Here is a 26545-nt window from a genome sequence, read left to right on the forward strand (position 1 = left end):
CTTCAGGGGCACCGACATGCTGTACCGAATCGCCGCCGACGGGCTGATGCTGTTTCACTTGCTGTTCATTGTGTTTGTGTTATTCGGCGGGTTGCTGGTACTCAAATGGCGCCACCTGATCTGGTGGCATCCACCCGCTGCGCTGTGGGGTATGGCGGTGGAATTCTTCCACTTGCCTTGCCCGCTGACCGACTGGGAAAACCACATGCATCATGGAGCCGGGCAATCCGGCTATGGCGGTGGATTCATCGAGCATTACATTTGGCCCGTGATTTACCCGGCCGGGCTGACACCCGGCATTCAGTTGGGATTGGGCGCCGTGGTACTGGTACTCAACGTACTGGTTTATCTTCGAGTGATCAGAAAGTGGAAGTGCCCCTGAAAGATCGCAGCCTGCGGCAACTCCTTTTCCAAAGCAAAGAGTTGAATCGGGTGAGTAGTTTGTAGGAACTGACTCACTCGATAAATGGAAAAGGAGCTGAAAACGCAGGAACAGTCCGACTTAACAATCTATCTACAACCATCAATAGTACCCCCCTATTAAAAATAGCTTAAACCGCAATGGGGGCATCATGAATCGCACCGATCTACTCTCCCTAAAAAATTATATTCATGAGGTCATATCCGGGAGCGAAACAGTCGAAAACTTATGGGCCACATGCTTTAAAATAATAAAAGAAATGAAATTTGACTATTTTTCCTATCACATCCAACATCCGACCCCTTTTACAAACCCTAGAATGCATACTTACGGAAACTACCCACTTGACGCTTCAATTTTTCTTACTAGAAAAAGCCCCAATAAAACCACAGGGCACTTTAAGATCACCCCTGAGCAGTTAACAATATTAAATCACGCACAAAACAATGAAACCACGCACACGATAAAGATAAATGATCAGATTTTCTTCATAACTCAATCCACTCAAAAACCCGAAGGAATAGTAGAACATTTTTTCTTAGCAAGAACACATCATGAAATCGACCGCCTCGAGCTAAAAGCATCACACATACTAATGAAAACCATTGCAGAAGAAATTCACAGCAAACTATTTAAGTTAATCAACACCACATCACAAACGATAAATTTATCACCAAGAGAGAAAGAAATTCTGCTCTGGGGCGCAGACGGGAAAACCTCAGAAGAAATCGCAATAATTCTTGGACTTTCGCAAGACGCAATAAACTTCCACCACAAAAAAATACAAAGAAAACTAAACACAACCAATCGAGCACAAGCCATTGCCCATGCAATAGTTAAAGGCTACATATAAAACATGAAACACCGGAAAATAGCATAGAAAAAAACAAGGACCGAATTGCCAGATTATCAATGAATGGTTGCTCCGGCACTCAGGTTCAATATCGTTCCAGTCATAGCGGTGCATTGCTCGAGAAAAAATACAGCCTGTGCAACCTCTTCAGGCTTTACCCAACGCTTGAGTGCAGTGTTTTTTGCGGCGAGAGCGATCAACTCCATCACATCAGTGCCCGTTTTGCTCGATCTCTCTTGCAGGCTCTTTTCTTCCCCGGGGGTCATGACATCACCAGGAGCAATGCAGTTGATCCTGATCGTCTGGCCACATTCCCAAGCCAAAGGCCCAATGATGGCGTGCAGTGCGCCTTTGGCGGCAGTGTAAAGGGTGTTGCCTGTTTGCTTTGCGCCGGGTAAAGCCGCCTGTGAGCCGATGAAAATGATATGTCCTTCCCTTTGCTCCTCCTGCCAACGGCGTATTGCCAGCCGTGCCAATAAGATAGGGCTGAATACATTCAGCGCAAAGACCGCCTGCAGTCCGGGTAACTGGGTGTTGACGAACTCATCATCAACACAGACTCCTGCATTTAAAATGAGCAGATCGGGTGTGCCTTTGATTCTTTCAGCCGCTTGCCAAACCTGTTCTATCTTTTTTGTTTGATAAAGATCGCAGGCAACATCACCGCCCCCTCGCTGCAAGGTAACAACTGAATATCCTGCCTCCCTGAGCGAGTCAGCTATAGCCCGACCAATGCCGTAGCTCGCGCCCGTCACCCATGCAGTTTTACTCTCCAGCGCCTTCATCGGGTGTCTCCTTGTCATACCCTAATACAGCGGAAGCGATTCTCTGCGCTTCAACGAAAGGTGTGGACTTGCCTACTATCGTAGGGACATACCAGTTGTAGTAGGTGCTGCCTTCGCTCATGACACCTGTAATGAACAAATGCTCTTGTGCCACGCCATACGACGATACGGCTTTTGATTCAGCATTCACGGCAACACCTGGTGTCGCGAGCCAATCAGTGTGACGTGCATGAATACGCCCGCCTTCAACCAGTGCATCCAGTAACACGGATGTGTTTTTCGTCAGCGTCGGTTGAGAGGTATAGCCTTGCAGAAGTTGGTCGAGATCAAAGGATACCGGGGTGTCAAATACGGTTGACCGCACATTCCAGCAGTGTTTTTTTGGCGCCCATTGCAACTCGGGAGCGGGACCGAGCGGTGTAGAAACAATCCCCGCGTCGATCAGCATTAACAGCTCGTGCTGGCGGTCATGCTGCGGGCCTATTGCATTGCGATTAATTGCAGAAGCAAAGTGGTTGTAGAACCAACTATGGGAGGATGGCGTCAGCCCCCCGTAATTCACAACGGCCCTGATTGCATCCCGTGCGTTCATCAAGACTTCAACTGCACGCTTCATGGCGCTTCCTGACAGCCCCAGATGAGCCTCGTACAGGTCTTGTTTTACGAACTCGACAACCGCGGCACTGTATTCCTGGCTGTTTTTTTGCGACATCTCAGGCCAAAGCAAGCCATTCATCAACTCCATGGCGGCCTTCGTTGGCACCTCCCGGTCCAGCATGGCTTGTGCAACATCCTGGGCGAGCAGCGGATAAATTTCCGTGATGAAGTTGATCGCCGCCTGCCCCCGCTGCTCGCGCAACACCAAAGCAGCTTGCTCATTGAAGTGGAGCGTCGGAGCACAGGCAGCGCAACCATCATCGACAGGACGTGCCCGTGAGGGCAGCCCGCTACGAGAGAAAAGGATGATATTGGGCTCGTTACCTGACGGCTTATAGATGCCATCGACAAAAATACCTCCCCTGCCCCGGGTCAACTCAGCGATAGCATCCATGGCCGTCAAACCAAAACCTTGTATCCCGACAGTGCTGCCTGCAGGGATATTCCGGCTACTGAGTTCAGCGGTGTAGATATCAGCGATCATTTCTTGGCTGTTGGCCACTGGAATCATATGACCGATAGCAACCACTACATGCTCACTGACAATCTTGCGCTGCGTAAGCAAACAGGTGACTTCTTTCTGTCCGGCTTGTTGTATATCGATAGCCTCGTCATCGATATATTCCACTTGGCAATTCAACGGACAACGTTCCAACAAGCGCTGATACAGTTCATGGCAGTAAGCTCCAAACAGGCGTCTGGGCACGTAAGCGCCGGCACTCGCCGCGATCCCTTTTTGATTCAGCCAGGGCAGGAAATCCGCAAACGTGCCCTTGAGCAACGATGGCTGAAACGCCTCCCCAGGGATCAGGGTCAATAGGCCTGCCACTGTATTCAGAAGAAACCTGTCGGAGAGGGACTGCCCATGAACGCCCTGCCCCGGAATGCCTTTATTAACGACAACGATCTGTACCTGGAGCTCCGGCTGTTGCGCAGCCAGCGACAAAATACGCTCCAGCACGCAAAGACCTCGAGGACCGAGTCCGATAATGGTGATACTCACGGCTTTCATGGCATGTGACCTTATGAATGACGTTAAAACGCGTCGGATGTCGGTGCCTGGCGAACGGAGAAAACCTTATGCGGCTGAGCAACCAGTGCTCTCAAGGCTTGGGCAATTTTTTGCGCCGCGCCGGCGCCTCCAAGCAAAACCCAGTTTGGCAGTGTGATGTGATGACGCCTTGCTGATTCAGCTTGGGGCAGTTGATAACGCGTCGGTTCGAAATCGCCCTTATTGCTAAAATTCTTTATTCTCGGGCTCGAGAGTGGGTTGTACAGCGTGAACTTATTCATCGGCTGATAAAGCGGGCTGACTTGAACATTCAACTCTTCGGTCATGGCTAGCGCCAAGGCGTCTATCGTGCATCCAGGGAAGTACTTTTCGAGTCCTACTTTCATTACCAGGTTGTAATAGGTACACCGTGTATTACGTGGATCACGCCGCAAGAAGGTAACGAAGTCCTCCTCACCTTCGAACAGAGCCTGCAAGGTCTCTGCGCACTCTTCACGTTGCGCATTCTGCCGATCCAGGTGCTGCAGCCGGTCAAGCAATATTGCGGATTGAAATTCCGTCAGGCAAAAATTCTGCCCTTGCACAGCTCCTCGCTCTACCAGTTCCAAACGTCTCTCTTCAGGCGCCCCCGAAAACAGCCGACCGTCGGCCCTCAGTTGCTCAAGTTTCTCCGCCAGTACGGGATCCAATGTCACAACGGCTCCCCCTTCTCCAGAGGTCAGCACCTTGGCTTGTTGCATGCTGAAACATCCCAGGGCGCCGAATGCCCCTACCTTGCGGCCACGCCACATTGCCGTGAGCCTGTGAGCAATCTTCAATCAGCGGGATTTTGTAACGCTCGCAAATGTCCAGGAACGAGTCGATGTCCGCCGTTCGGCAGTAGGCATGTACAAGCAAGATCGCCTTTGTTTTCGCGTTTATCCGTGCTTCGGCCGCTTGCGGTGACATCGCCATGGACTCGGGATCAATATCAACCAGCACCGGGACTGCGCCCACGCTGCAGGTTGCGGAAGCGCAGGCCACCCAAGTCAGGCCCGGGACCAATACTTCGTCGCCCGCCCCTACGCCCAATGCCAGCAAGGAAATCGTCAGTGCAGAGGTTCCGCTAGTGACAGGCGTGCAATACTGAGTACCGCAGTACTCGGCAAAAGCCCTGGCAAATCGTCGCTCATAGGTCTCTTGCCCGCTATAAGCCCCACTTATCGTCCACCGTGTCGACTCCAGCACCTCAGTAATGACTTTCAGCGTACCGCTGTCATGGGAAGGCCATTTCGGCCAAGCCTGCGTTGTCACCGGAGTGTTGGAGCCAATTGAAGTTGTTGTATCGACAATATGAGTATTCATGACTTTTCCCTGATGACGGACCATGGCCTGGTTAAAAGAAATGGCTCAAGAAATGAGATCCCAAAAAGGTTCGGAGCGATCGGACTTTCCAAGTGTCGTATGGGCACGATTGGTACAGTTGGTGCACATCTCGCAGGCACCTTTACGATTGCCGATTTCCAGTTCACCACGAATACGCGAGTAGTCATCACTGTTCCAAATCTCGGCAATTGATTGGTTACATATATTGCCCATAACATGGCTTCGATAAGCGTCCTCGTAACACAGAACAACATCTCCAGTGATCGTGACGATCAACATTTCCGTAGGTGCAAAACACCTTTGAGAGATATCCAGTTCCGTGGCCTTGGGCAACTCCACCATTTTTCCGCCACGGTTGGTCAGCACCAGATCGTCTGAGAACTGGACAACTTGTTTTGGCCTGGGCGGGTGAGATTTTCCGCTGTGGGAAGTGATAACAATCATTTGCATGCCGGCATCGACCAGCGAGTCATACCGCTGCTGAGTAAGGAGATCCCCGTTTGTAAACAGTACAGGGCGGCATTTCGGCACCGCCTGTAAAATACGCCTGACGATATCTTCCAAACCTTTATGTATTAACGGTTCATTATAAAAATGAAAGGAGATTCTCCCGTCAAAGTCTATTTCCTTCAACCGAAAAACAAACGACGACAGCACGTTTTCCTGAATTAATCGGGGCACCTGAGGGAAAGGCATAATCGACACAGGGCAATAACTGCATTTTCGATTACACCGCGAATTGATTTCTATTTCAACGTTCAAAAGCCTCATAAAACCTCGCTTCGTAATTTTCAAATCACAGGGCTCACCATTATCCCTGGCGATGTTTCATCCCTTGACGATGGTTTCAATAGTGCGGCAGATTGCCAATGCATGCTTATGATCAATATCTGGGGAGCACAACATTTCAATACCGACCGGTAATACGCCCGGGCCCGTCACGGAGAAATTCATTGCAATTGTTTGAGCACAACTGGAGACCGAAACATGGCGGGCCAGCGCCAGATGATCAGTTGAAAATTCATTTCGATTGCTTATCACAGGTGATGTTATTCCAACAGTGGGATGTATCAGCACCTGGCATTTACTTCCATTGAAATAATCGACAACGTCTCGCTTTATTTCCCCCGCGACTGTCTGAGCGCGTTCATACGCGCGTCGGCTTGGCCTGCCTGGTGGAAAAGCCAGTGCCCTGATTTTATTGGCCGCCGAGGTATCACTATTTTCAAGTAGTTCTTCCAGTGTCACCGGCCCCTGTGATCGAGAACCGAGATAACTATTAAACGCTTCTAACAACTCATGATTGACGATCGTTGCTAATGCATGGGCTGCCAACCCGAATGAGGCAGGCACCTCTTGCATGACAATACGGGCACCTGCCGCGGAAAGTTTAAATATTGCCTCGTACACGCTCTCTTCAATACTCGGCGTCAATGCCGCCAGAGAAAAATTTGCCGCAACGGCAATTTGCAAATCAATAGGCTCTACGGCGGGTAACTCTTCGTACTCATGAATAAGACTGTCCAGCAACGAAATATCGTCAAGGGTATTGGCGATCAACCCTATCTGATCGTAACCGGAAGACGTCAGTGGACAAACTCCATCTGTGGCAAACCCCGGGCGAGGCGCTCGATAAGCAGAAACGCCACAGAACGCCGCCGGAATACGTAAAGAACCCACTGTATCTTCGCCGACGGCGAAATAGGCAGCACCGCCCGCTACTCCTGCTGCGCATCCACCGCTGCTTCCACCCGGAGAGTGATGAGGGTACACAGGATTAACCACCTGTCCGAAGTAGGGGTTACCGGATGACCAGCCATAACTCATTTCATCCAAATTAGCTTTGCCTATACAAATGGCACCCAGGGACCTCAAGCGGGCAACCAGTGAATTATCAACTAACGGGTAATTATTGCTCAGGGCTAGAGTGCCGTTAGTTGTCGGAAACCCGGCCACGTCAATGCTATCCTTGACAATATAACTTATTCCGGAAAGTGGCCAACCCCAACGTTTCAACGCTGTATGGCCAGAAAAGTCACTTTCCGGACCAATAGGTATCCGATTGACAAAGACGTGATAGTTGTCCACCCAGTCGATCTCTTTATAAAACGGATACGACGCATCCATTCTGACTAACGTCGATTGCTCCAACGCTTGGCGCAGACTTTTCTTGCTAAGCATCTGCTACACCCTCTGATATTTACCCTTGCGTACCGGAAAGACATGAGCGCAGAAAAGCCATGTCGGCGTTCATTCCATCCATGGAGAGTTTGGAGTAGTCATTTTCAAGGATGTAAGCCTCACAAAATCCAAGTTGCTTTATTCGCTCAATAATGGCAGCAACATTTCCTTCGCCCTGCCCTAGGAGGGCATTATCATAACCAGGCAATACACCATCCTTGACATGGACTTGAGAGAGCAAATAGGGATGAACTGAAGAAATAATCTCTTCAACTGAATGACCCCAGCGGAGTGGATTAAATATATCCAGAAGCACCTTGAAATTGGCTTCACCCACCTGTTCCACCAGCGCCAACTGTTTTTCCGCCGATAAACTGTTTTCAGTGGCAATCAAGACTGGGTGGTTTTGCGCCGTTTGACACAACTCCTTGAAGAACTTTGCCGTTTCGGCAAGGTCATCAGCCCCCACTATTTCATTTTTATTGAAACTCGGAATATACACGGCGGGTATATCCAAAAGCTCTGCCACATGCAAAACGTGTAGGCAAAATTCAAAAAATTCAGTTCTGAGTTTTTTCCCGGCATAACTATTCAGGCCAAAATCCTCAACCAGGTTCAATCCTATGGCACTGATTTTCTGACGACTATCGCTACACCCCAGATATTGACGCAACTGTTGCTCATTGCCGACATGACACGTCCTCAACATACGCATCTGGGACAGCGTCTGGATGCCCACGTGCATCATCATTCCATCAGGCAACGTGTCAGCCAAGCCGGATTCGGGCAAGCTCCAGGCCGCACAACCTACATTAGTCATCGTGGGATTCCAGGTAAGTAACCGCCTGCTGCAACTGCCCGTAAGAAAGCTCACGCCAGTGTTCAATATAAGCAACTGTGCCAATCGTTACAGGGATAACCAGGTTCAGCGCTCCGGCACGATGCGCAACAATCGCCGCCAAGGATTCATACAGGGCTGCTGTCTCGACTTCTGCGGGGACGGTCACTCTCAAGCCTGCACTTCTCAGCGTATCAACAATGACTTGGCAGGTATCCCACGCCAGCAGATTGCGTTGGGCACTGATGACCGCAGACAAGGCAATGTCGATAGCCACGGCTTCACCATGACTCACTTTATAGTTAGTCGCTGACTCAATATGAGGGCTAAAGGTATGACCAAAATCGACATACCGCTGATAACTATCAAGCTCATACAAGTTCTCAGACAACTCCGTCAACATGCCTGCCACAGAACGGTCAACAACCTCCCAGCCCATTGCGCTTTGGAGCTTTTCCTCACTCATATGAGTCGATACATTAACCAGTTTCCCGAAAAGTGTTGCATCCTTGATAATCGCTATTTTTATCGCTTCCGCAAACCCGGCTCTTAAATGTTCTACGGCGAGCGTCTTTAAAAAACAAGGGCAAACAAAGGTATACTCTGCCGGGTAAAACGAACCCAAGACACTTTTTTTACCCTCATGGTTAATTCCGTTTTTTATGCCAACCGCGGCATCAATCATGCCAATGAATGTAGTCGGAACCTTTATGCACTTTACACCACGCCTGTATATCGATGCTGCGAACCCGACAACATCCAGGCATACGCCGCCACCGACAGCAATAATCTGGCCGTTTCGTGGAAAATTGACTTCCTTCGCTAGACGACACACTTCCAGCGACATCTCGATTTCTTTATTTGCCTCGGTTACGGCAAGCTCAAAAAAATTGATACGCTCGCCCCCTTTCAACTGAGAGAGCTTCCTGCGAATGGCTTCTCCATAGAGTCTATTTACGGTCGGGGTGTAAATGACCATCGCAGAGCCAGTTTCGACGATAGATTCCAGCAAGCTAGAGCCTTCTGAAAATATATTGTCAGAAAGAAAAATCTTGTACTCTCTTAATAGAGTGGTACTGATTGCGTAACGATTGTCGCTCTGCTTTAATTCAGATGCTGAATGCCACCTGTTTGAAAAACTCATAAAGTTGCTCATGACCTGCGTCCCTCCTTGTTCATTAACAACGCATCAAATCCCATCGAAGCAGCGGCCACAGGCTCTGGTGTAATCTGCATAAGCCGCTTAATGATGAAGCTCACTGCATAACTACTGACTATCGCCTGAGATAGAAAAGCGAAGTTCGAGAGTAAGCATAACCATTGAAGGGTAACTTTGTTCAGGTTGACTACGAATAACAGGGGAATGACAAATGTTGCCAGACGAGTACAAATAGCCAGCAACGACCAGGTCGTTCGCCCGGAGGCCTGCAATATCGAGCCATTGATATGTATCAGGCCTGATGTCACAAAATTCAACGAAATGCACGTCAGGAAATAGACGGCTTTACCTTCTACATGGCTGTCGTTGGAAAACAAAGACACCATGGCGCTTCCCCACAAAAAGCACCCTGCCGTCAAGCACAGCATAGTACTCACTACCATCGCCAACGAAACAGCATATATATCTTTGACTTTTCCAATGTCGTTGGCGCCAAAATAGTACGCAGCTAGTGGAACGCATCCATAGGCGACCGAAACGGCTGGGATAAAAAGTGCCTGGATTAACATTAACCCAATCCCGACTGCCGCCTGCACTTGCGCGCCCAGTTTTGCAGCTGCCCAATACATCAGTCCGGTGTACACATAAATCACAAGCGTTTCCAAGCCTGCTGGCAGGCCGACTGAGATGATTCGTCGTGCGATAACGCTCTCCCAGCGAAACGTTATTGTTGGCTGTGCAAAATGACGGTAACGATCAACCGCTCTATATAGGATGATCGCCGCTGCAACCGAGGTTGCCAGGGTTGTAGCCATTCCAGCGCCTAACGTGCCAAGCCCGGTGATACCTGGTACACCGAAGATTAGTAACGGCGCCAAAACCAGGTTGATTGGAACGCAAATGCATTGAGCAACCAATGGCCCATAGGGCTCGCCAGCTGCACGCAGCCCGAACGTTGCCACGGAGATAATAATTTGCAGCGCCAATCCCGGCATACAGCCATATAAATAGGATTCGCCCATCCCTTGTGCGACCTCACCCGAGGCAAACCCTGACATGGCGCGCCCGCCGCCCATATAACCCGCAGCGACAACACATACACTGCAGACAATAGCCATCAGCCCTGCATGAATAAAAATCGTACGCGCCTGTGCATACTTCCCTGCCCCCAACGCCTGGCCAATCAAGGACACTGCACCTATCCCCAGTAGTTGGCCAAGCATGCTGATAAGCAACGCAGCGGTGGCTGTTGAGGTGACTCCTGCTATTGCATCAGCGCCCAACCGACTGACAAAAAATAAATCAATAAGTAGATATAAGGATTGAATAACTATTCCCACCCCAATGGGAATTGACATGTGCGAAATGTTCTTTGCGACCCTTATATAATCAGCAAACATAGCCTCTCACCCTAACGAAATTACAGCACTACACAGGAGTACCTTGGTGCAGTGCGAATGGGAGCAGAATAGTACCTGTGTGGAGACGCACAACTACCAAAATTGGTAGTTGTGCGTTAATTGCGCAGTCGGCAGAATAACTGGCGAGCCATCGAACGTCTGTCTTCCGAGGGAAAGTTTGATATGAATCATCGTACTTACGACAGCATTATAGACTTGATCTCATACCACGTAAGCGCCTCCCCTGATCGCGTCGCCGTTAAATGCGGGACACAGCGGTTGACCTATCGACAACTGAATGAACAAGCAGAACGAGTGGCTGCTTACCTGGAACAAAAAGGTGCCACAAGCCATGGCATTATCGCTGTTGCCATGGAGAGAACAGTCCAACTGGTGGCCGTCTGCCTGGGAATCATGAAGCATGGCAGTGCCTATCTTCCAATAGACATCGAATACCCAAAGGAAAGAATCCAGAGCGTGCTGAATAACGCAATGGTTGAGCATATTTTTTGCGACGCTCCTGTATCTTTTTCTCATCAGTTTTCTGAGGCGATTGTAAATCCGCAAGATATTATCAATGGTAGCTATCAACGAAAAAGTGCGAAACTGCCAAATAAGGAGACGCCGGCTTACTGCATTTATACGTCTGGCTCGACTGGCGAATCTAAAGGCGTATTAATAAGCCATGGCGGGCTATTAAATCACACACAATGGTTCATAGATGAATTTGGAGTTACCGAAGCCGACATCATATTGCAACGAACCTCGGTCGCATTTGACGCATCCGTATGGGAACTGTGGACTGGGCTGGCGGCTGGTGCCTGTACGGTCATGCTCCCCGCCGCTTATGCTAAACATCCGCTTGGCATATTATTGATACTGCAACAAGAGCATATATCGATTGCGCAATTTGTTCCCACACTGCTATTTGAATTAGTGCGTTTAAGGCAATTCGAGCATATTCCCTGCCGCTTGGTATTTTGCGGCGGTGAGTCATTAACCTGGGCGCTTGTCGATCAGTTCTTTTCGAAGACCCAAAGTCAGCTGGTCAATCTATACGGGCCTACCGAGACGACTATCGACGCAACTTTTTGGCGCGTGAACCAGGATGCCGGCAAAGATTTGCCTCCACCCATTGGTAAACCCATTCGCGGCATGCAGGTTTATCTGCTGGATGAACACGGTGGCCCCGTCACGGGGGAGCAAGAGGGGGAAATTGCGATCGCCGGACCCGGTGTAACGATAGGATATGTGAATACTCCGGGCGATAACGTCCTGCGCTTTTCAACGCTCAACGTTGATGGAAAGCCAATACGTATTTATAAAACCGGAGACATAGGGATTGTTTCAGCTTCGGGAGAGCTCTACTTCCTGGGTCGGCGCGACAGTCAGCACAAGGTGAATGGGCACAGGGTCGAGCTATTGGCCATTGAGCAAATCGTCCAACAAACACTAGGAGTGCATTGCGCCACCGTCTATCTCGACACCCTGGCTAGCGGAGAAAAACAGATTTGTGCGTGTTACGTAGCGCAGGCCAACGTTGAGACTCACTTGCTTGAGCAAAGGATCAAACAGACAGTCTCAGCCCAACTCCCCGCCTACATGCATCCCAGCCAGCTGTATTCGCTTGCCAATCTGCCTCTTTTGCCTAACGGCAAGGTCAACCACAACGCGCTGCGTGAGATGAATGCAAAACCCAGTGTCATCACACCGTCAGTCACTGGCGACGCTTCGACATTGGATCGATTACAAGCTATCTGGAAAGAAATCCTCAGCCACCAGGCGATCTCGGCCGACAGCCATTTTTTTGAATGCGGCGCGACTTCCCTGTCGGTCATGATGCTGCTTGGAAGAATTGCCAACCTGTTTAATGTAGACCTGACCCCCAAAGATATTTTCGACCATCCGATACTGGCTCAGCAGACAGGGTTGCTCAACGGCAGCGCACGCCAGGGTAGTGAGAACAGCCTATTGCTGGACGCCCATGCCTGGCGCAAGCGAGAAGGTGACGATACGCCCGGACTGGCTCAACGCGAGGTCCTTGAAAAGCCCCCCGAAACCCCAGCCTATCTGGAAAATGTGGTGATGGCGTTTTACGTTCGAGGCGAGTGTTCAGTGGCCAGGGTTCGCGAAGCCTTCGGCGCCGTACTTGAACAGCAACCGGCGTTACGTTGCAGTTTCGAATTCAACTCTCACGACCAATGGCGTCGTTCACAACACGCCCTTGATGAGTTCCCGTTGCCTTTTCACCTGATAAACCTGCCGCTTGAATGCGATATCAGCCAAACCGTAGCCGATCTGATCGCTGAAGAAACATTGACAGCTTTTGACCTGAAACATCCACCGTTGATTCGGGCAACCTACCTTGAATGCCAAGGGACGGATGACGTGCTGATCATCACCGCCCATCACATTGCATTCGATGGCTGGTCAGGTGCGGTACTGATGGACCAGCTTTGCGCGCACTATCAGTCATTACTCGCTACCGGCGTACCTGACGAAGCAAAATACTGCCTGCAATACGCAGATTATACCGATGCCCAACATCAGCGTTTGGCTGAAAACCTGCTGGATAAACATAGCGTTTTTTGGCAAGAGACACTGAAACAACTACCCGAACCCTTTCCATTGCGTGGCGCTATTCAGCGACCTCAGCAATTTACCTATCGCAGTGCCGTTATTCCGCTCAATCTGGATGTGCAATACCCTTTAATCGCGCAATTGTGCAGCCGAACGGGCTTCAGCCTTTATACCGTTATCCTCACTGCGTTCTTGGTTTCTCTCGCCAGAAACACAGGCACGACCGACCTCTACGTACGCTCTCCGGTAGCCAACCGGACCGACGCGGCCCTGGAGCCGGTAGTGGGGTATTTTGTTCACCCCATGGTGATTCGCCCCCGGCTTTGTGAATGGTCTCCTTCTCTGCGGCTGCTGGAGCAGGTCAATCATTGTGTGTTGGATGCCTATGGCCACGCCATGCTGCCGCCGCATATTTTCGAGGCCAACTGTTCGCCCCGCGCTGTCGCTTACGGCTCTCGATTTCCCTATTGGTATAACCACCATAACTATCCCTCGCGGCAGCGCCAATTAGGTACATCACAGCTCCACGGTATCGGGGTTCCGTCCAGCGGGATCAAGACCGATGTTTCGCTTAACACACTACGTACCGAAAGCGGATTGGTCGGTAGTCTTTCCTACTACCGTGACGCCATTTCTGAAGATTGTGTGCTAGCCCTGTTGGTCAGTTTCAAGCAGGCATTGAATGAGTTACTTGCCGTCGGGAAGTGATTGCAAGTAGTGGCGCAGTGTTAAGGCACACTCTTTACAGGAGACGATCATTATGACGGGTCAACTCACTGAAACATCTGAAAAAAGTGATACATCGTTACTTCTGTATTTAGATGAATTACCTGAGCTTGTAGAGAAGACAGTGAAATTCAGTGGCCGCTGCGAAGCTGTCCGACAACTGGGGGGGCTCACGTTCCTCCGAGTGGCCAGCCAATATTTTTCGTTGCAGGTCATTGTTCTGGATTCGACACTCAGAAACGCCACGGCCGAGATTCGCCAGGGGGACTTCATCTCGGTGAACGGTCTGTTAAGAACAAGGCCGGATGCGCTTGAACGTCCAGCCAGCCCGCGAATAGATCCGAATAAATACGAGGTCGTTCTCCAGCAATTTTCCATCATTCTTCAATCGCAAAAAATTGATCTCTTGACGGAGAAGGATGCAAAAAGTCGACATTCCCTCAGGCATATCTATCATCAGGCCAGCCAACTCATATCGTTGATCAAGCTTTACCTTGAGCAGCAAGGCTTTGTCCAGCTTCACGCGCCATCGTCGACAGACTTCCATGAGCAGCAACGAGTACGTGAGTTAACGGCTCTGAGCGATAACAGCCTTTTCAGTTCTCCCCTGTTCAGCGCTTACACGACCGAACAGTTGATGCATGGCACGCAGCGTTTTTATTTTTTTGTCGAGGGGACAGGTGCCCTGCCCGACTTGCTGCATATCGTGATTGCTCATCATGAACCTGGTCTCCACGCGCATGAGGACTTACTGACCGCCATCACTGGACATATTATCGAGCTGCTCGCGCCTGATATTCATTTGGAACTAGATGAGGCAGCATCTCGCTGGCAAGACTTGATCCTTCATACCCAGCCGTCACCTCGAATCTCCAGCAGTTACAACGGGTCGTTCCCCCTTCAGCCCCTTGCCAACGCTAAAAATGGTAAACGGATTGCGATACGTCGGCGCCTGCAAGGCGCACGAGAAACGTCGGGCAGTATCGCCACTGCCATGAGTTTGCCCCTGGGACCACTCAAAGAAGTGCTGGAAGCAACCAACCCCGCTAAAAAGCCCAAGCCACCCGCGCACGAAGTTCTGGCAGACATGGACGCTGAAAACAGCGCAGCCTACGAAGCATATTCAAAACTGGAATCCGAGCATCAGATGCTGTTGGTCGAACGATCCTTACGGGCGTTCAACCCCTATCAAGACCTTGCTGCGGCCCGATGCTCATCCCAGGCAGCGCTACGCTACATGGAACCTGCCCTGCATCACTACGGAATTGATCCGGCCATGGCGCAGCGATTTCTCTCGCTCCAGGCCCGGCTCCACGGAAACTCCAGCACCGCTGTTTGCCCCATAGCGTTATTCCAGTTGCTGTGGACAGTGCTGGGCAATCCTTCGGCCAAACTGTTGCTTCAGAGCAACACTAGCCGAGACCGCCTGCTGTTCACGTTTGTCAATCAACGGATCTTGACCGATATTCACCAACTGGTGTTTATCCATCCCTCCGCGATTGACGCTCTGGAGTCGTTACTGGAGCGCATACGCGACAAAGATACGCTAGGGCGGCTTCGCACACTGTTGCGCAACGTGATCGCCAAAACGCCAACCGAGCTTGCCACGTTGCTGACCACCCTGGCCGCGATGGAGCCCGCCAGCGCAAACGCTGCAATCGCAGAAACAAAAAAGCTCGAAAATGCCGTGAAGCATGGCTTTACCACGCCTTACTGGATGTCGCTCTGTTTAGGTTGTGAAGACCTCGACCCGCTCATCAATGCGCTACGCAGCAGCAATCTGCAATCCAGTCAGAGGATACTTGGCAATAACCCTGTTTTTTCACCAATATCAGGAAACAGCTTAAATAGGGTTGATTGCATAACTGTCGGTGACCACGAGAGATTGCCGCTCGCGGAGACTATTTACACGCTATTCAGACCGGTCACCGCGGGCATTAGTGAGTTGGAAAACACACTATCTGAATTGCAAGACTATTGTGCGCATATAGAGCGCGCACGACTAAATAATTTCAACCTGAATTTTATTCCGCACCTGTACTGCTATCGCTACATTATCTACCAACGGCGACAATTCCATGACCAGATCCGAATTTATCTCTCTAAAAATGCAGCATCATTCTTTGCAAAATCGACGACTGGAATTTGCACCGATATTAATCGGGAGCTTTTCAAAAGAACCGATCATTTTCATTTGAATATATTCAGTGAGCGTTTAGGAAAAGTAATAGGTAATGTACAGCTGTACACCTTAAGCATCCACAACGAAAATGCGCTACTTATTCGCGGCATAAACCCAACAAAGAACTATTCAACCGTTTGCTTGGCAGATGAACTGTTGGATTGTGTCATTGCCTGCGCAGAGGATCTTGCGACCGAAAATAATTTTTCGTTGGTTTGCGTTGCAGAACAAAATGGCCTTTGGAATTCTAACTCCAATCGCCCTGAGATACGCGCCGCGCTGGCGAAACGGGTTGCACATCAGGGCCCAATCGTCTTGGAAGATCCCTTTATGCTTTATAACCACTACACTACGGAGATATATATTTCCTCCGTCTATCCGCTATGGCGTAACCCACGTTAAACCACCCGGCGTAATTGTCAGCACCACGGGCTCCGTCGACAGCAGCGAGTTTAGCCATGAAGGCACCAGCAACCAGGCAACCGGGTTGCAGCAATAATCGCGTAGCGGCCCTTGTGGGGATGATCGCGGTTTTTATCGCCGCACACGGAACACATGGAACGCATATTCTTCTGTAGATACCGTATTGCCCCTCAAGGATTTTGCACATGCTGTCGACCGAAGACCTGGCGCTGCTCGAGGCCATTCGCGAAACCGGCAGCCTGTCGAGGGCGGCGGCATATCTGGGCAAGGCGCCGTCGACCGTGTCCTATGCGGCGCGCAACTGGAGGAGCGTTTCAATGCGTTGCTGTTCGACCGCCGCCGCTACCGTTTGCAACTGATCCCGGCGGGCTAGTTGCAAACGGTAGCGGCGCGGCTGATGCAGGACGTCTCGCGCCTGACCCAACGGGTCCGGCAAGTCGCCAGCGGCTGGGAGAGTCGCTTGTGGATCGTCACCGACGAACTGCTGGAGTTCGAGACCTTGATCCCGTTGATCGACGAATTCGATGCGCTGCAGTCCGGCGTACCGCTGCGCATCACCCAGGAAGTGCTCAAAGGGGTCTGGGAAGCCCTGCGTGAAGGCCGCGACACCGGGTTGGCTCGCTGCTGAAAAACGGCACGCTGGTTGAAAAGCTGATGGCCGACCCGCGCGAGCCGAACATCCTGTACGCCGGCTGGCGTGGCGACCGTGACGGTCGCGCCCTGGGCTGGTGGATGGAGCAACTCAAAAAATCGTACCTGGCCACCCGGCTGGTTCAGGGAACGCACCGGTTTGCCTGACGCCCGACCCTCAGTTGGCAATCACGCTCATGTTCCGCCCACTGGCCTTGGCCACGTACAGCGCCTTGTCTGCCGCACCGATCAGGTCTTCGGGGCGGACCTGGGAATCGGCATTGCTGGCACACACGCCGACGCTGACGGTCACGGCACCTTGCGGGCTGTCACTGTGGGCAATGTCGGCCTGTAGCACCGCGCGGCGGATTTTCTCCGCCACCAGAAATGCCCCCACGTAGTCGGAGCCAGGCAACACCACGGCGAACTCTTCGCCACCATAACGGGCGGCCAGGTCACCGGGGCGCTTGATGTTGTCCGTGATGATCGCGCTGACCTTGCGCAAACACTCATCACCGGCCAGGTGGCCGTAGCGGTCGTTGAACGGTTTGAAATGATCGACGTCGATCATCAGCAGCGCCAACTCGGCCTGGCTGCGTCGGGCGCGCCCCATTTCGGCATCGATGAAAGCGTCGAGCTGGCGCCGGTTGGCCAGCCCCGTCAGTGCGTCCTTGAGGGCCAGGCCCTCGAGGTTGCGATTGACCTCCAGGAGCTTGTCCTGGGTGTCCAGCAACTCGACCTGCACCAGATTCTGTTGCTTCATCAGTCTGATAAGCCGCAACCCCAGTACCCCGAGAAAACTCAGCAACAGCGTGACGATGCAGACGCTGAGCAGCGTTTCCTTGCGCCAGCTGGCAAGCACTTCATCCTTGTTCAGCGCGGTAAAAACGATCAGCGGATAACCCTCGACCCGGCGGTACCCTATCACCCGCTCGACACCATCGACAATCGACCTGATCGTGGCCGTACCCGTGTCGCCCTTGGGCAACAACTGGGTGAACAATGGGCTCTTGGCGAGGCTGGAGCCGATATCCGTCTCCTTGAAGGGTCTGCGGATGACAATGCTGGCATTGTCGGCGATCAGGTTGATCACGCCATTACTGCCCATGTCGATGCTGTCGTAGAGTTGCAGGAAATGGCTGAGGTAAATCGTCGCCAGCGCCACCCCGGCAAAGCTGCCATCGGGATGATTGACCCGGCGCGAAACCGTCATGATCCATTCACCGGTTGAACGGCTCTTGATCGACGGCCCGATGTGCGGCCCGCGGCTGGGGTTGTCGCGATGGAAGATGAAGTATTCGCGGTCGGAATTGTTGACGCCGGTCTGGCCGGCGCCATTGGAGTTGGCGATCCACTGCCCTTTTTCGTCGTAAACGAACAGGCCGTGGAGCTGGATCAACTCACGGCGCTGGACGTTGAGCAGTTGTGGCAGCCGGGATTGATCCACACCTTCGTGTTCCAGCCGATCGACCAGGGTGAACAGCAGCGTGTCGGCCTGCTTGATCGTTGCCTGCGCTTGCGAGGCCAGTGTCTGTGCAAGGTTGGACATCGCCACTTCCTTGTCATGCAGCAGGTACTGGCGTGAACTCCAGACCTCCCAGATCACGATCGCCATCATCGACAGGCACACCGCCGCCAGCAGGATCACCGCCGAACGGAGTTTGAGTCGGGGCACGGCTGGCCGGAGCATTTCAATAGGATCGTTGATCGACGGATGTCGCATGGTGCTCCCTGATTGTCTCTGACAGGGCGACTCTTCCTGATCGCCGCTTTTGCTCACTATGCCTGCTACAGGCTCGCAATGATGTTAGCGCGTCCCCTGTTTTACCGCCTCCAGCCACGCCGGATCAAGCCACGTCTGCCCGGTATCGATGCCCAGCGCTTGCATCCGCGCCTTGTGTTGGTCCATTTCACGGATCAACTGGTCATGGTCGCTTGAATTACCATCGAGCTGATGCATCTGGTTCAACCCCAGATGGTAGAAACGCAACAGCTTCATGGCAACCGGATCACCCTGTTCCACGGCCGCCGTTACATGATGCATGACATTGGTGATGCTCATCAGGCTGCGCTTGAGCTGCCAACTGTAGACCGCCGGCGCCATCCATGCCTGGCGCCAGAACACTTTGTGCATCAGCGCCGCCATCGCCAGCACGGCCACAAACACGCCACCGACGTTGAAACGCAGATTGTCGCCCCCCGGCGTGCCGAACAGAGCCACCGCCGCCGTGGACAGAATCATCGCCAGCGCCAGAAAGGTCAGGGCAAGGATGACCGTGCTGCGCCGCGTCTGTTGCCGGTAGGTGTCGGCGTTCATCGACTGGATTTCGAACATTGCGTCGGGTTTCCTGAACTTCAATGGTAAAAAGGGGGCTGAGGCAAAAAGACAGCGAGCCATTATCGCCTCTGCGAGGGATTTAGCTATGCTGGGGCTCCTTTTCATCTTTTCATCGTCAAGCGGGGGGACATGGCGAGACCATGCAGTTCGTGCCATCTTCTTTCATGAATACACATTATTCGGATGCCATTCGTGGTTGCTGTGTGAATGACATCGTTTTAAGGATCATTGAATGACCCAACGCCAAGTTATCGACGCCTCCGTCAGCCCCAAAGGCAGCCTGGAAACGCTCTCGCAACGGGAAGTCCAGCAATTGAGCGAAGCCGGTTCCGGCAGCACCTACAACATCTTCCGCCAGTGCGCCCTGGCCATCCTCAACACTGGCGCCCATGTCGACAACGCCAAGACCATTCTTGAAGCCTATAAAGATTTTGAGATCCGCATTCACCAGCAGGACCGCGGCGTACGCCTGGAACTGCTGAACGCTCCGGCCGACGCCTTCGTTGACGGCGAAATGATCGCCAGCACCCGGGAAATGCTGTTCAGCGCCCTGCGTGACATCGTCTACACCGAAAACGAACTCGACAGCCAACGCATCGACCTGAGCAACTCCCAGGGCATCAGCGACTACGTCTTCCACCTGTTGCGCAACGCCCGCACCCTGCGTCCCGGCGTCGAGCCGAAGATCGTGGTGTGCTGGGGCGGGCACTCGATCAACACCGAAGAATACAAATACACCAAGAAAGTCGGCCATGAACTGGGCCTGCGCAGCCTGGACATCTGCACCGGTTGCGGCCCCGGCGTGATGAAAGGCCCGATGAAAGGCGCGACCATCGCCCACGCCAAGCAACGCATCCACGGCGGCCGCTACCTGGGCCTGACCGAACCCGGAATCATCGCCGCCGAAGCGCCGAACCCGATCGTCAACGAACTGGTGATCCTGCCGGACATCGAAAAACGCCTGGAAGCCTTCGTCCGCGTCGGCCACGGTATCATCATCTTCCCGGGCGGCGCCGGTACGGCCGAAGAGTTCCTGTACCTGCTCGGCATCCTGATGCACCCGGGCAATGAAGGCCTGCCCTTCCCGGTCATCCTCACCGGACCGAAACACGCCGCGCCGTACCTGGAGCAGCTGGACGCGTTCGTCGGCGCCACCCTGGGCGACGCCGCCAAGCGGCTCTACCAGATCATCATCGATGACCCGGCCGAAGTGGCGCGCCAGATGACCCAGGGCCTCAAGGCGGTCAAGCAGTTCCGTCGCGAGCGCAACGATGCGTTTCACTTCAACTGGCTGTTGAAAATCGACGAAGGCTTCCAGCGCCCGTTCGACCCGACCCACGAAAACATGGCCAACCTGAAGCTGAGCCTCGACCTGCCGTCCCACGAACTGGCGGCCAACCTGCGCCGCGCGTTCTCCGGTATCGTCGCCGGCAACGTCAAGGACAAGGGCATCCGCCTGATCGAAGAGCACGGGCCGTACCAGATCCGTGGCGACGCGGCGATCATGCAGCCGCTGGACCTGCTGCTCAAAGCCTTCGTCGCCCAGCACCGCATGAAACTGCCGGGTGGCGCGGCGTATGTGCCGTGTTATCGGGTCGTTGCTTAAAACCACATCGGGATGAGCGTTACCGTCGCGAGCCGCAGTGAAAGCTGCGGTTCGCGGCACTCTATGGAAAGAAAAAATGCGCCAACGCAATTCCGCCAGGCTACTGGCGATCAACCCTGCAAAACAGATTCTGCTGTTTCACTTCCAGCATAAAGGCGATGCCCTCGACGGCCATAACCACTGGGCAACACCCGGTGGAGGACTTGAACAAGGCGAGTCGTTTGAGGCCGCCGCGGTTCGCGAACTGTTTGAAGAGACGGGGCTGCGTGTTGTCAATGTCGGTGGCCGAGCTACAGCAGACAGGCGAAACGGTTTGGCCTGAGAGGTTGATCGAGATGCTGGAGAGCGCGCTGGATTAACGAGCGTTATACGCTGGTGGTGATTTTCCAGCGCGTTCAATCCTCTTCCTGTAGGAGCGAGCTTGCTCGCGAAGAATTCAGACCCGTCGCGTTTATTCAGGCAGCACGCGTCATCATTGACGACCATCGCCGGAACGCAGCCTGTCGGGGGCTATCGAATCAATGCACCTGACCGCTGGCCGAATCACCTTGGCGGACCAGAATCTCATTGTCCTTGCTGATGGACTGCTGAATATTGTGACCAACGAGACCTATCATCTGACCCTCCTGTGAATACGTCACCTCGACATACCCCCCGCCAAAATACTCCACGCGATAAATACGCAATTCATCCACGGTTCGCATCGCGAAGGATTCAATCTCGAATAGCTCCTCGATCCCTACTGATTTGGGGATCATATTCTCGATCGTGATATATCCCGCCTCATGCAGAAACACTCGTGCCCCGTCCGGGCGAGTGACTTTCATGCCGCCCTCTACTTTCTCCACCACGCTGCCGGAAACCTGGGCGCCAACGAAGTTACCTTCGCGGTCTACCTGAACATAGCCATCGTCTGCTGTCGTTTCAGCTCCTGGTGGGGCTGCCTCAAACTCGACGTTGATTTTGCCTGCTTTAAGTTTGGTCATTGTGCTGCTCCTTGCAGTTGCCGGAATCGGCGGTGTTTTAGCTTTCTGCGTTGCTGGCGCAACAACGGGCCAGCGCGCAGCCAAAAACAGATCAGGAAACCTCAGGACTCACCGAACAGACTCCATCTAATGTTTTCTTCGGCGATGGTGACCCGGTCGGCGAGCAGGAAGCGGCTATGGCTGCGCTGGACATTCAGGGTCGGCATGATTTCGCCTTTTTCGAAACGTCGGATCTTGTCGACGATGCCTTCGGCTTTCCAATAGCCAGTCTGCGGGCAGGCTTGGCCACTGTTGCAGGTCAGGCTGGGGTAAGGAGCCCGAATGAAATCGGGGGAGTCCGGCAGCGGCCGGCCGGAGGCGGGGTCGAGGAGTTTGGCCTTGGCCAGTTGGTGGATCAGTTCTTCGCTGGGCTTTTCTGGCGGGACGTTGGCCCGGCGGGCTTCGAGCCATTGGAGCTTGCCATCCCAAGCTGGGAGTTTGGCCGGTGGTAGCGGGAGGATGTCGTTGATTTCGGGGACTGTGGGGTTGGCGTAGGAAGCGTTAGCAAGCACTCGCCAGATTTTTTCATAACGTTCGGCGCGTTCGAAGTCTTCCTGTTGGCCGAGATAGTACAACCGGTCATCTGGTTTTGGGCCACGGAAGCCATTTTCCAAGAAGGAAGCAGAAGATTCATCTCCCGCAGCGACTCCGAGTTGGAATGCTTCGAGTGCTTCTTGATAACGTCCGTTTGAGGACAAATTAACTCCGAGCGCATTGGCGGCCTCGCCATTACCTTGCTCAGCCGCGCAATGACGCATCTGTCGGGCGACATCAGGAGCAATATGTATCGGTGCGAGCTTATCGCCCACGTAGGCTTGTCCTAATGCGCTGCCGTGGTCGGCGGCCTTGCGGTAATAACGCAAGGCCATTTCCGGGTCCTGCTTCAACCCTGCCGAGCCTTGCTGCAGAAAAATACCCACGAAGTAGTATCCCGTGGCAACACCAGCGTCGATCAGTTGCTGGCTCAGGCGTAGATGCTCTTCGCCACGCAGCTTGAAACGTTGGCGCATCGACCCGTTTTGCAGGTTGATATTGGCCTTGTAATGACCGTTTTCTGCGGCGATACGGTACAGCCGTTCGATTTCGGCATCGACGCTTTTTTCCTGCTTGAGCTGGTTGTTTTTCTGTAGCCAACGGGCATAGTGAAAAATCACGTCGGCTTCGGCGCTGGCTTCAGGAATTTTTTCGTGAACGCAGGTGAAAGCCAGATTGGCTTTGATCTCTGTGAGCGGTTTCACATGAGGATCCTTCTTCATATAGTTAAAGGTAATGCGGCTATCGCAAGCCGCCAACAGCAGGCACGTAAGCAGGAGGACATGTCGCATCAGTCGATATTCTTCAAGGTGGCTTTGCCGTAGTAAAATTCGATAATTGGGGCGTCAGGAGATCGTTGTTCCGATTGGAAATCCTTGTTGCGCTTAATGATGTCTTGCCAGGCTTTAAATGCCGAACTCGCATCATCCTGCACCCCCTTCCCATCCGTATGCAGATCCCACAACCGCCGCCTCAACGCCTGGGTCACACTCATCCACTCATGGGCAATGTTCAGCTCGCTATCCACCTGCATGCTCCGGGTGTTGATGTTCGCCGAGCCATGGGTGGTGAACACGTCATCGACGATCATCAGCTTGGAGTGGATGTACACCGGCATCCATTCCTTGCCCGCTGGCGAGTCGGGGGCGACCAGCGAACACACATGGACTTTTAGGTTGGGAATCTCTTCCGGGACAATAGAGCTGTCCTTGATTGCCTTGATGTGCCAATCGAGTTCGGCCTGCCATTCGGCCAGCTCCCGGTGTCCGACGCGGTCGCGGGGTTCGGGCATAGGCCTTGGTGATGCTTGCGCTTTTACCTGTTCGATGCGGCGCAACTTTGTCACTTCGGGAATGGTTTCGGCGCGTCCGAGGCTTTCGAGCATGCGCTGGGTATTCAGCGCGCCCGGGCCCAGGCCGTCCTCGCTGGCATTGGTGATGACGAACAGATGCAAGTTGCCATGCTCTACAGGATCACGTCCGGCCCTGGCCTGGCTGGCGGCTACTGTCTTGATCAGTTCAGCCAAGGGCGGCCAGCGAAAGTACTGGTTCTCGATGTAGATGAACTGGGTCGCGTTGTTCACCGCTTGCAGGTACAGCGTCTCGATGTCGCGTTTGCCTTCCTGGGCCTGGGTGCGCAGGATCTGCGCGATCTGCTTCGTTGCGCCCGGGGTGCATTGCAGCTGAAGCCCGACTTGCTTGGCCTGGCGCGACGCCAGCAGGTCCTCGCCGGTCTCCTTGCGCCAGGCCGCGGCGAAGTTGTGGTGCAGGTGTTCCAGGATCGGGCCGCTGACCTGGCTGGAGATGTCCTGGCGTGGGGTATTGCCGCGCGGGCCGAGGCAGGGGGCCGGTTTGTTGCCTTCGGCACGGTTCAGCGCCGAGTGATCACTGGTGTCCCAATACTCGTCGAGCATGTTGTGGCCCATGACGAAACCCACGGCGCGATCGGGCAGTTCGTAGTCGACCAACACCGTCTTTTGATGGTGCGTGGCGGTGAGTTTCAGGGCTTGGCGCATCTTGCTGCTGATGTGCGGCTCGAGGCTTTCATATTTTACCCAATGGGAAATTTCAGCCCTTTCCTCCCAACTGAAGCCGCGGCTGACGAACGCTGGCAGGCCGTTCGCGACCTGTTGCGCCGCCTGGTTGTCCGCGACCGCACAGCGGGCAAACCACTCGCGATCTTCGGCGTATTGCGCCTCGGTGGAGCGCTGCAGCGTTCGATCGGCGATGCGAATCGAACCTTTGCCAGGCAGGTTGGCCTCGCCGCCCAGACCCGCCAGATTGAAGGGCATTTCCCAGCCCAGCAGCCGCACCTTGACGCCTTTTTTGGCCTTGGCCAGGAGCAGCTCACCGATGCTCGGCGCCATGCCGTCGCGAATGAAAAACATCGACGGCTGGAAACCCCAGCAGATGATGTCGACGGTTTTCTCGGCCTCCGCAATGGCCTGGTGCACGGCCCGGAAGGCTTCCTCGCCGTTGATCAACGGCTGATAGGTGGCGCCCACCGGATGGTATTCGGTGTTGCACACGTACCAGCGCGCCGTGCAGGTGGCCGTGTTGGTGTGCTGCAGTGCGATGGGCACCACGCATTCGAATTGAGTCATTGGGATTTCCCTTCCTGATCGGTGATGTGCGCGGCGTACTGCCCGCGATGATCGGTGTGCGACGCGGGCTGATTGACGCTGGTATCGGTTTGCGAGAGGTGGTTGTGCAGGCCTTGATTGGCGAGTGCGGCCTGCCCGGCGTTGCGGTAGTCGGTGGGGACCGGGATTTGGTAAACCGAGCCATTGGCCATCACCAATCGGTAGCCCCGGGTGACCACCTGATGGGCAATCGATAGTTGCCCGGTCTTGTCCAGCACGCCCTTTTTGAGTTCCGCGCCATCGGCGTACAGCGTGTAGGGCATGCCGGCCCAACCGTGGCTGGCGGCATTCGGGACAGGCGAAATGCTCAGGTTGATCAGTTCTTTCGACAGGCTTTGCGGATAGTCCGGATGCGTGGCCTTCATGCTCGCCGCACCGCTGTAGTCGAAATGCGCCGCCTTGGCCTTGTAATCCCCGGCGGTGCCCGACTCGATGCCACAGGGGTCCAGGCTGAGGTAACTGCCGCCGCCGTTGAGGACGATTTTCTTCTTCGCGGTGATGTGGATTTCGTCCTCGGTGCTGGTGATGTCCAGGCCATGCCGGGCGATCAGTTCCAGTTTGTCGTTCTGCGCCTGCACACTGACCGGGCCCTGGTTGGCGATGAGCTTGAGGCCGAGCTTGCGCACGAACAGGCTCACCCCCTGGCCGACGCCGATGAACAGGCGCTTGACCACGCTGAGGTCGGCTTGGCCGCCGGCGTTGAGCATCAGGTTGTCCTGCGCGGCCAGTTGCAGGTGCTGGCCGCTGGTCAGGGCGATGCCCTGGGGGGCGCTGAGCAGGATCACTTGCGCCTTGAGCGAGTCGAGTTGTTCGCGCAAGAGGGTCAGTTGCGCCTGCACATCGGCGGGTTCGGCGTGGGCGGTTTGGGCGTCCGTGGACAGCTGTTGCAGTTGCTCGCCGGCCTGTTGCAGGCGGCCGACGGCAGCGTCCATGTCCAGCGTAGCGCCCTGCGCCTTGGGCTGGGCGTCGGCGCTGATGAACACGCCCTTGCCGCCTCTGATGGCGCCCCAGTCATCAGTGCGCAGTTCAAAGCCCTCGCCGCGTTTGGCCTTCTTCGCATCAACCAGATGCCCCAAATTGAGCTGGCTCTTGCCGCCGTATTCCGTGCTGAGCTTGACGTGCTCCTGCCCGCGCAAGTCCTCCATCCGCAGCTTGTTGTTGGCCGGCGTGCGCAGCACGTTGCGCTGGT

General features: G+C 53.8%; 18 protein-coding genes and 3 pseudogenes. 7 read left to right on the top strand and 14 right to left on the bottom strand.

Annotated elements, in window-relative coordinates:
* The first annotated feature begins 16 nt into the window (after positions 1-16).
* Both KW849_RS28980 and KW849_RS28985 read left to right on the top strand, forming a co-directional pair.
* Entirely contained in the window at positions 17-382 is a 366-nt protein-coding gene (locus KW849_RS28980; protein WP_218432997.1) for a DUF2784 domain-containing protein, read from the top strand.
* A 190-nt stretch (positions 383-572) separates the two neighbouring features.
* Positions 573-1274: a LuxR C-terminal-related transcriptional regulator gene (locus tag KW849_RS28985; protein ID WP_218432998.1), complete on the top strand. Its 702-nt coding sequence runs from the start codon at positions 573-575 to the stop codon at positions 1272-1274.
* Between the two features lie 56 nt (positions 1275-1330).
* Here KW849_RS28985 and KW849_RS28990 read toward each other — a convergent pair whose 3' ends face one another.
* From KW849_RS28990 to KW849_RS29030, 8 genes and pseudogenes are all read right to left on the bottom strand, one after another.
* Positions 1331-2059 (bottom strand): SDR family NAD(P)-dependent oxidoreductase, encoded by a 729-nt coding sequence (locus KW849_RS28990; protein ID WP_218432999.1) that lies wholly within the window; start codon positions 2057-2059, stop codon positions 1331-1333.
* On the bottom strand, positions 2040-3728 hold the full coding sequence (locus KW849_RS28995) for an FAD/NAD(P)-binding protein (protein ID WP_218433006.1): 1689 nt from the start codon (positions 3726-3728) through the stop codon (positions 2040-2042). Before KW849_RS28995 ends, KW849_RS28990 begins: the two co-directional genes overlap by 20 nt.
* 23 nt (positions 3729-3751) lie before the next feature.
* Positions 3752-5096, bottom strand: a pseudogene (locus KW849_RS31905) (DegT/DnrJ/EryC1/StrS family aminotransferase).
* A 21-nt stretch (positions 5097-5117) separates the two neighbouring features.
* Complete coding sequence (locus KW849_RS29010) at positions 5118-5864, bottom strand: radical SAM/SPASM domain-containing protein (RefSeq protein WP_218433010.1); 747 nt, start codon at positions 5862-5864, stop codon at positions 5118-5120.
* 57 nt (positions 5865-5921) lie between these two features.
* Positions 5922-7274: an amidase family protein gene (locus tag KW849_RS29015; protein WP_218433011.1), complete on the bottom strand. Its 1353-nt coding sequence runs from the start codon at positions 7272-7274 to the stop codon at positions 5922-5924.
* A gap of 19 nt (positions 7275-7293) precedes the next feature.
* The gene (locus KW849_RS29020) at positions 7294-8094 is read right to left on the bottom strand and encodes a sugar phosphate isomerase/epimerase (protein ID WP_218433012.1); all 801 of its coding nucleotides are present in this window, start codon (positions 8092-8094) and stop codon (positions 7294-7296) included.
* Positions 8087-9268 (bottom strand): hypothetical protein, encoded by a 1182-nt coding sequence (locus KW849_RS29025; RefSeq protein WP_218433013.1) that lies wholly within the window; start codon positions 9266-9268, stop codon positions 8087-8089. The genes KW849_RS29020 and KW849_RS29025 overlap by 8 nt, the downstream gene beginning before the upstream one ends.
* Positions 9265-10629 carry an MATE family efflux transporter gene (locus KW849_RS29030; RefSeq protein ID WP_218433015.1) on the bottom strand — a complete coding sequence of 455 codons (1365 nt, stop codon included), beginning with the start codon at positions 10627-10629 and terminating at the stop codon, positions 9265-9267. The genes KW849_RS29025 and KW849_RS29030 overlap by 4 nt, the downstream gene beginning before the upstream one ends.
* Before the next feature lie 225 nt (positions 10630-10854).
* Here KW849_RS29030 and KW849_RS29035 point away from each other — a divergent pair, with 225 nt between their 5' ends.
* The 3 genes and pseudogenes from KW849_RS29035 (at position 10855) to KW849_RS31910 (ending at position 17380) form a co-directional block, all read left to right on the top strand.
* The gene (locus tag KW849_RS29035) at positions 10855-13959 is read left to right on the top strand and encodes a non-ribosomal peptide synthetase (RefSeq protein ID WP_218433017.1); all 3105 of its coding nucleotides are present in this window, start codon (positions 10855-10857) and stop codon (positions 13957-13959) included.
* Between the two features lie 52 nt (positions 13960-14011).
* On the top strand, positions 14012-16561 hold the full coding sequence (locus KW849_RS29040) for a hypothetical protein (RefSeq protein WP_218433019.1): 2550 nt from the start codon (positions 14012-14014) through the stop codon (positions 16559-16561).
* Between the two features lie 206 nt (positions 16562-16767).
* Positions 16768-17380 (top strand): annotated as a pseudogene (locus tag KW849_RS31910) (LysR family transcriptional regulator).
* A gap of 10 nt (positions 17381-17390) precedes the next feature.
* Here the strand turns inward: KW849_RS31910 and KW849_RS29050 are convergent.
* The gene (locus tag KW849_RS29050) at positions 17391-18935 is read right to left on the bottom strand and encodes a sensor domain-containing diguanylate cyclase (protein ID WP_218433022.1); all 1545 of its coding nucleotides are present in this window, start codon (positions 18933-18935) and stop codon (positions 17391-17393) included.
* Positions 18936-19019: 84 nt separating this feature from the next.
* Positions 19020-19547 carry a DUF3087 family protein gene (locus KW849_RS29055; protein WP_256357426.1) on the bottom strand — a complete coding sequence of 176 codons (528 nt, stop codon included), beginning with the start codon at positions 19545-19547 and terminating at the stop codon, positions 19020-19022.
* 235 nt (positions 19548-19782) lie between these two features.
* Here KW849_RS29055 and ppnN point away from each other — a divergent pair, with 235 nt between their 5' ends.
* Together ppnN and KW849_RS29065 are read left to right on the top strand one after the other, a co-directional pair.
* Positions 19783-21156: a nucleotide 5'-monophosphate nucleosidase PpnN gene (gene ppnN, locus KW849_RS29060; protein WP_218433027.1), complete on the top strand. Its 1374-nt coding sequence runs from the start codon at positions 19783-19785 to the stop codon at positions 21154-21156.
* Between the two features lie 76 nt (positions 21157-21232).
* A pseudogene (locus tag KW849_RS29065) lies at positions 21233-21439 on the top strand (NUDIX domain-containing protein); the annotation flags it as partial.
* A gap of 235 nt (positions 21440-21674) precedes the next feature.
* Here KW849_RS29065 and KW849_RS29070 read toward each other — a convergent pair.
* The 4 genes from KW849_RS29070 to KW849_RS29085 form a co-directional block, all read right to left on the bottom strand.
* Positions 21675-22142, bottom strand: a complete 468-nt coding sequence (locus KW849_RS29070) for a hypothetical protein (protein ID WP_218433029.1) — start codon at positions 22140-22142, stop codon at positions 21675-21677.
* A gap of 101 nt (positions 22143-22243) precedes the next feature.
* Positions 22244-23506 carry a sel1 repeat family protein gene (locus KW849_RS29075; protein ID WP_218433031.1) on the bottom strand — a complete coding sequence of 421 codons (1263 nt, stop codon included), beginning with the start codon at positions 23504-23506 and terminating at the stop codon, positions 22244-22246.
* A complete protein-coding gene (locus KW849_RS29080; RefSeq protein ID WP_218433034.1) occupies positions 23506-25317 on the bottom strand; it encodes a phosphatidylserine/phosphatidylglycerophosphate/cardiolipin synthase family protein in 1812 nt (603 codons plus the stop codon). Before KW849_RS29080 ends, KW849_RS29075 begins: the two co-directional genes overlap by 1 nt.
* A partial coding sequence (locus KW849_RS29085; RefSeq protein WP_218433036.1) for a type VI secretion system Vgr family protein occupies positions 25314-26545 on the bottom strand: 1232 nt, incomplete at its 5' end. The genes KW849_RS29080 and KW849_RS29085, both read right to left, overlap by 4 nt.

The organism is Pseudomonas sp. PDM26, assembly GCF_019219185.1.
GTDB lineage: Bacteria > Pseudomonadota > Gammaproteobacteria > Pseudomonadales > Pseudomonadaceae > Aquipseudomonas.

Coding starts and splice junctions, on each gene's coding strand:
- KW849_RS28980 (WP_218432997.1), top strand. CDS start 17: ATGCTGTACCGAATCGCCGCCGACGGGCTGATGCTGTTTCACTTGCTG.
- KW849_RS28985 (WP_218432998.1), top strand. CDS start 573: ATGAATCGCACCGATCTACTCTCCCTAAAAAATTATATTCATGAGGTC.
- KW849_RS28990 (WP_218432999.1), bottom strand. CDS start 2,059: ATGAAGGCGCTGGAGAGTAAAACTGCATGGGTGACGGGCGCGAGCTAC.
- KW849_RS28995 (WP_218433006.1), bottom strand. CDS start 3,728: ATGAAAGCCGTGAGTATCACCATTATCGGACTCGGTCCTCGAGGTCTT.
- KW849_RS29010 (WP_218433010.1), bottom strand. CDS start 5,864: ATGAGGCTTTTGAACGTTGAAATAGAAATCAATTCGCGGTGTAATCGA.
- KW849_RS29015 (WP_218433011.1), bottom strand. CDS start 7,274: ATGCTTAGCAAGAAAAGTCTGCGCCAAGCGTTGGAGCAATCGACGTTA.
- KW849_RS29020 (WP_218433012.1), bottom strand. CDS start 8,094: ATGACTAATGTAGGTTGTGCGGCCTGGAGCTTGCCCGAATCCGGCTTG.
- KW849_RS29025 (WP_218433013.1), bottom strand. CDS start 9,268: ATGAGCAACTTTATGAGTTTTTCAAACAGGTGGCATTCAGCATCTGAA.
- KW849_RS29030 (WP_218433015.1), bottom strand. CDS start 10,629: ATGTCAATTCCCATTGGGGTGGGAATAGTTATTCAATCCTTATATCTA.
- KW849_RS29035 (WP_218433017.1), top strand. CDS start 10,855: ATGAATCATCGTACTTACGACAGCATTATAGACTTGATCTCATACCAC.
- KW849_RS29040 (WP_218433019.1), top strand. CDS start 14,012: ATGACGGGTCAACTCACTGAAACATCTGAAAAAAGTGATACATCGTTA.
- KW849_RS29050 (WP_218433022.1), bottom strand. CDS start 18,935: ATGCGACATCCGTCGATCAACGATCCTATTGAAATGCTCCGGCCAGCC.
- KW849_RS29055 (WP_256357426.1), bottom strand. CDS start 19,547: ATGTTCGAAATCCAGTCGATGAACGCCGACACCTACCGGCAACAGACG.
- ppnN (WP_218433027.1), top strand. CDS start 19,783: ATGACCCAACGCCAAGTTATCGACGCCTCCGTCAGCCCCAAAGGCAGC.
- KW849_RS29070 (WP_218433029.1), bottom strand. CDS start 22,142: ATGACCAAACTTAAAGCAGGCAAAATCAACGTCGAGTTTGAGGCAGCC.
- KW849_RS29075 (WP_218433031.1), bottom strand. CDS start 23,506: ATGCGACATGTCCTCCTGCTTACGTGCCTGCTGTTGGCGGCTTGCGAT.
- KW849_RS29080 (WP_218433034.1), bottom strand. CDS start 25,317: ATGACTCAATTCGAATGCGTGGTGCCCATCGCACTGCAGCACACCAAC.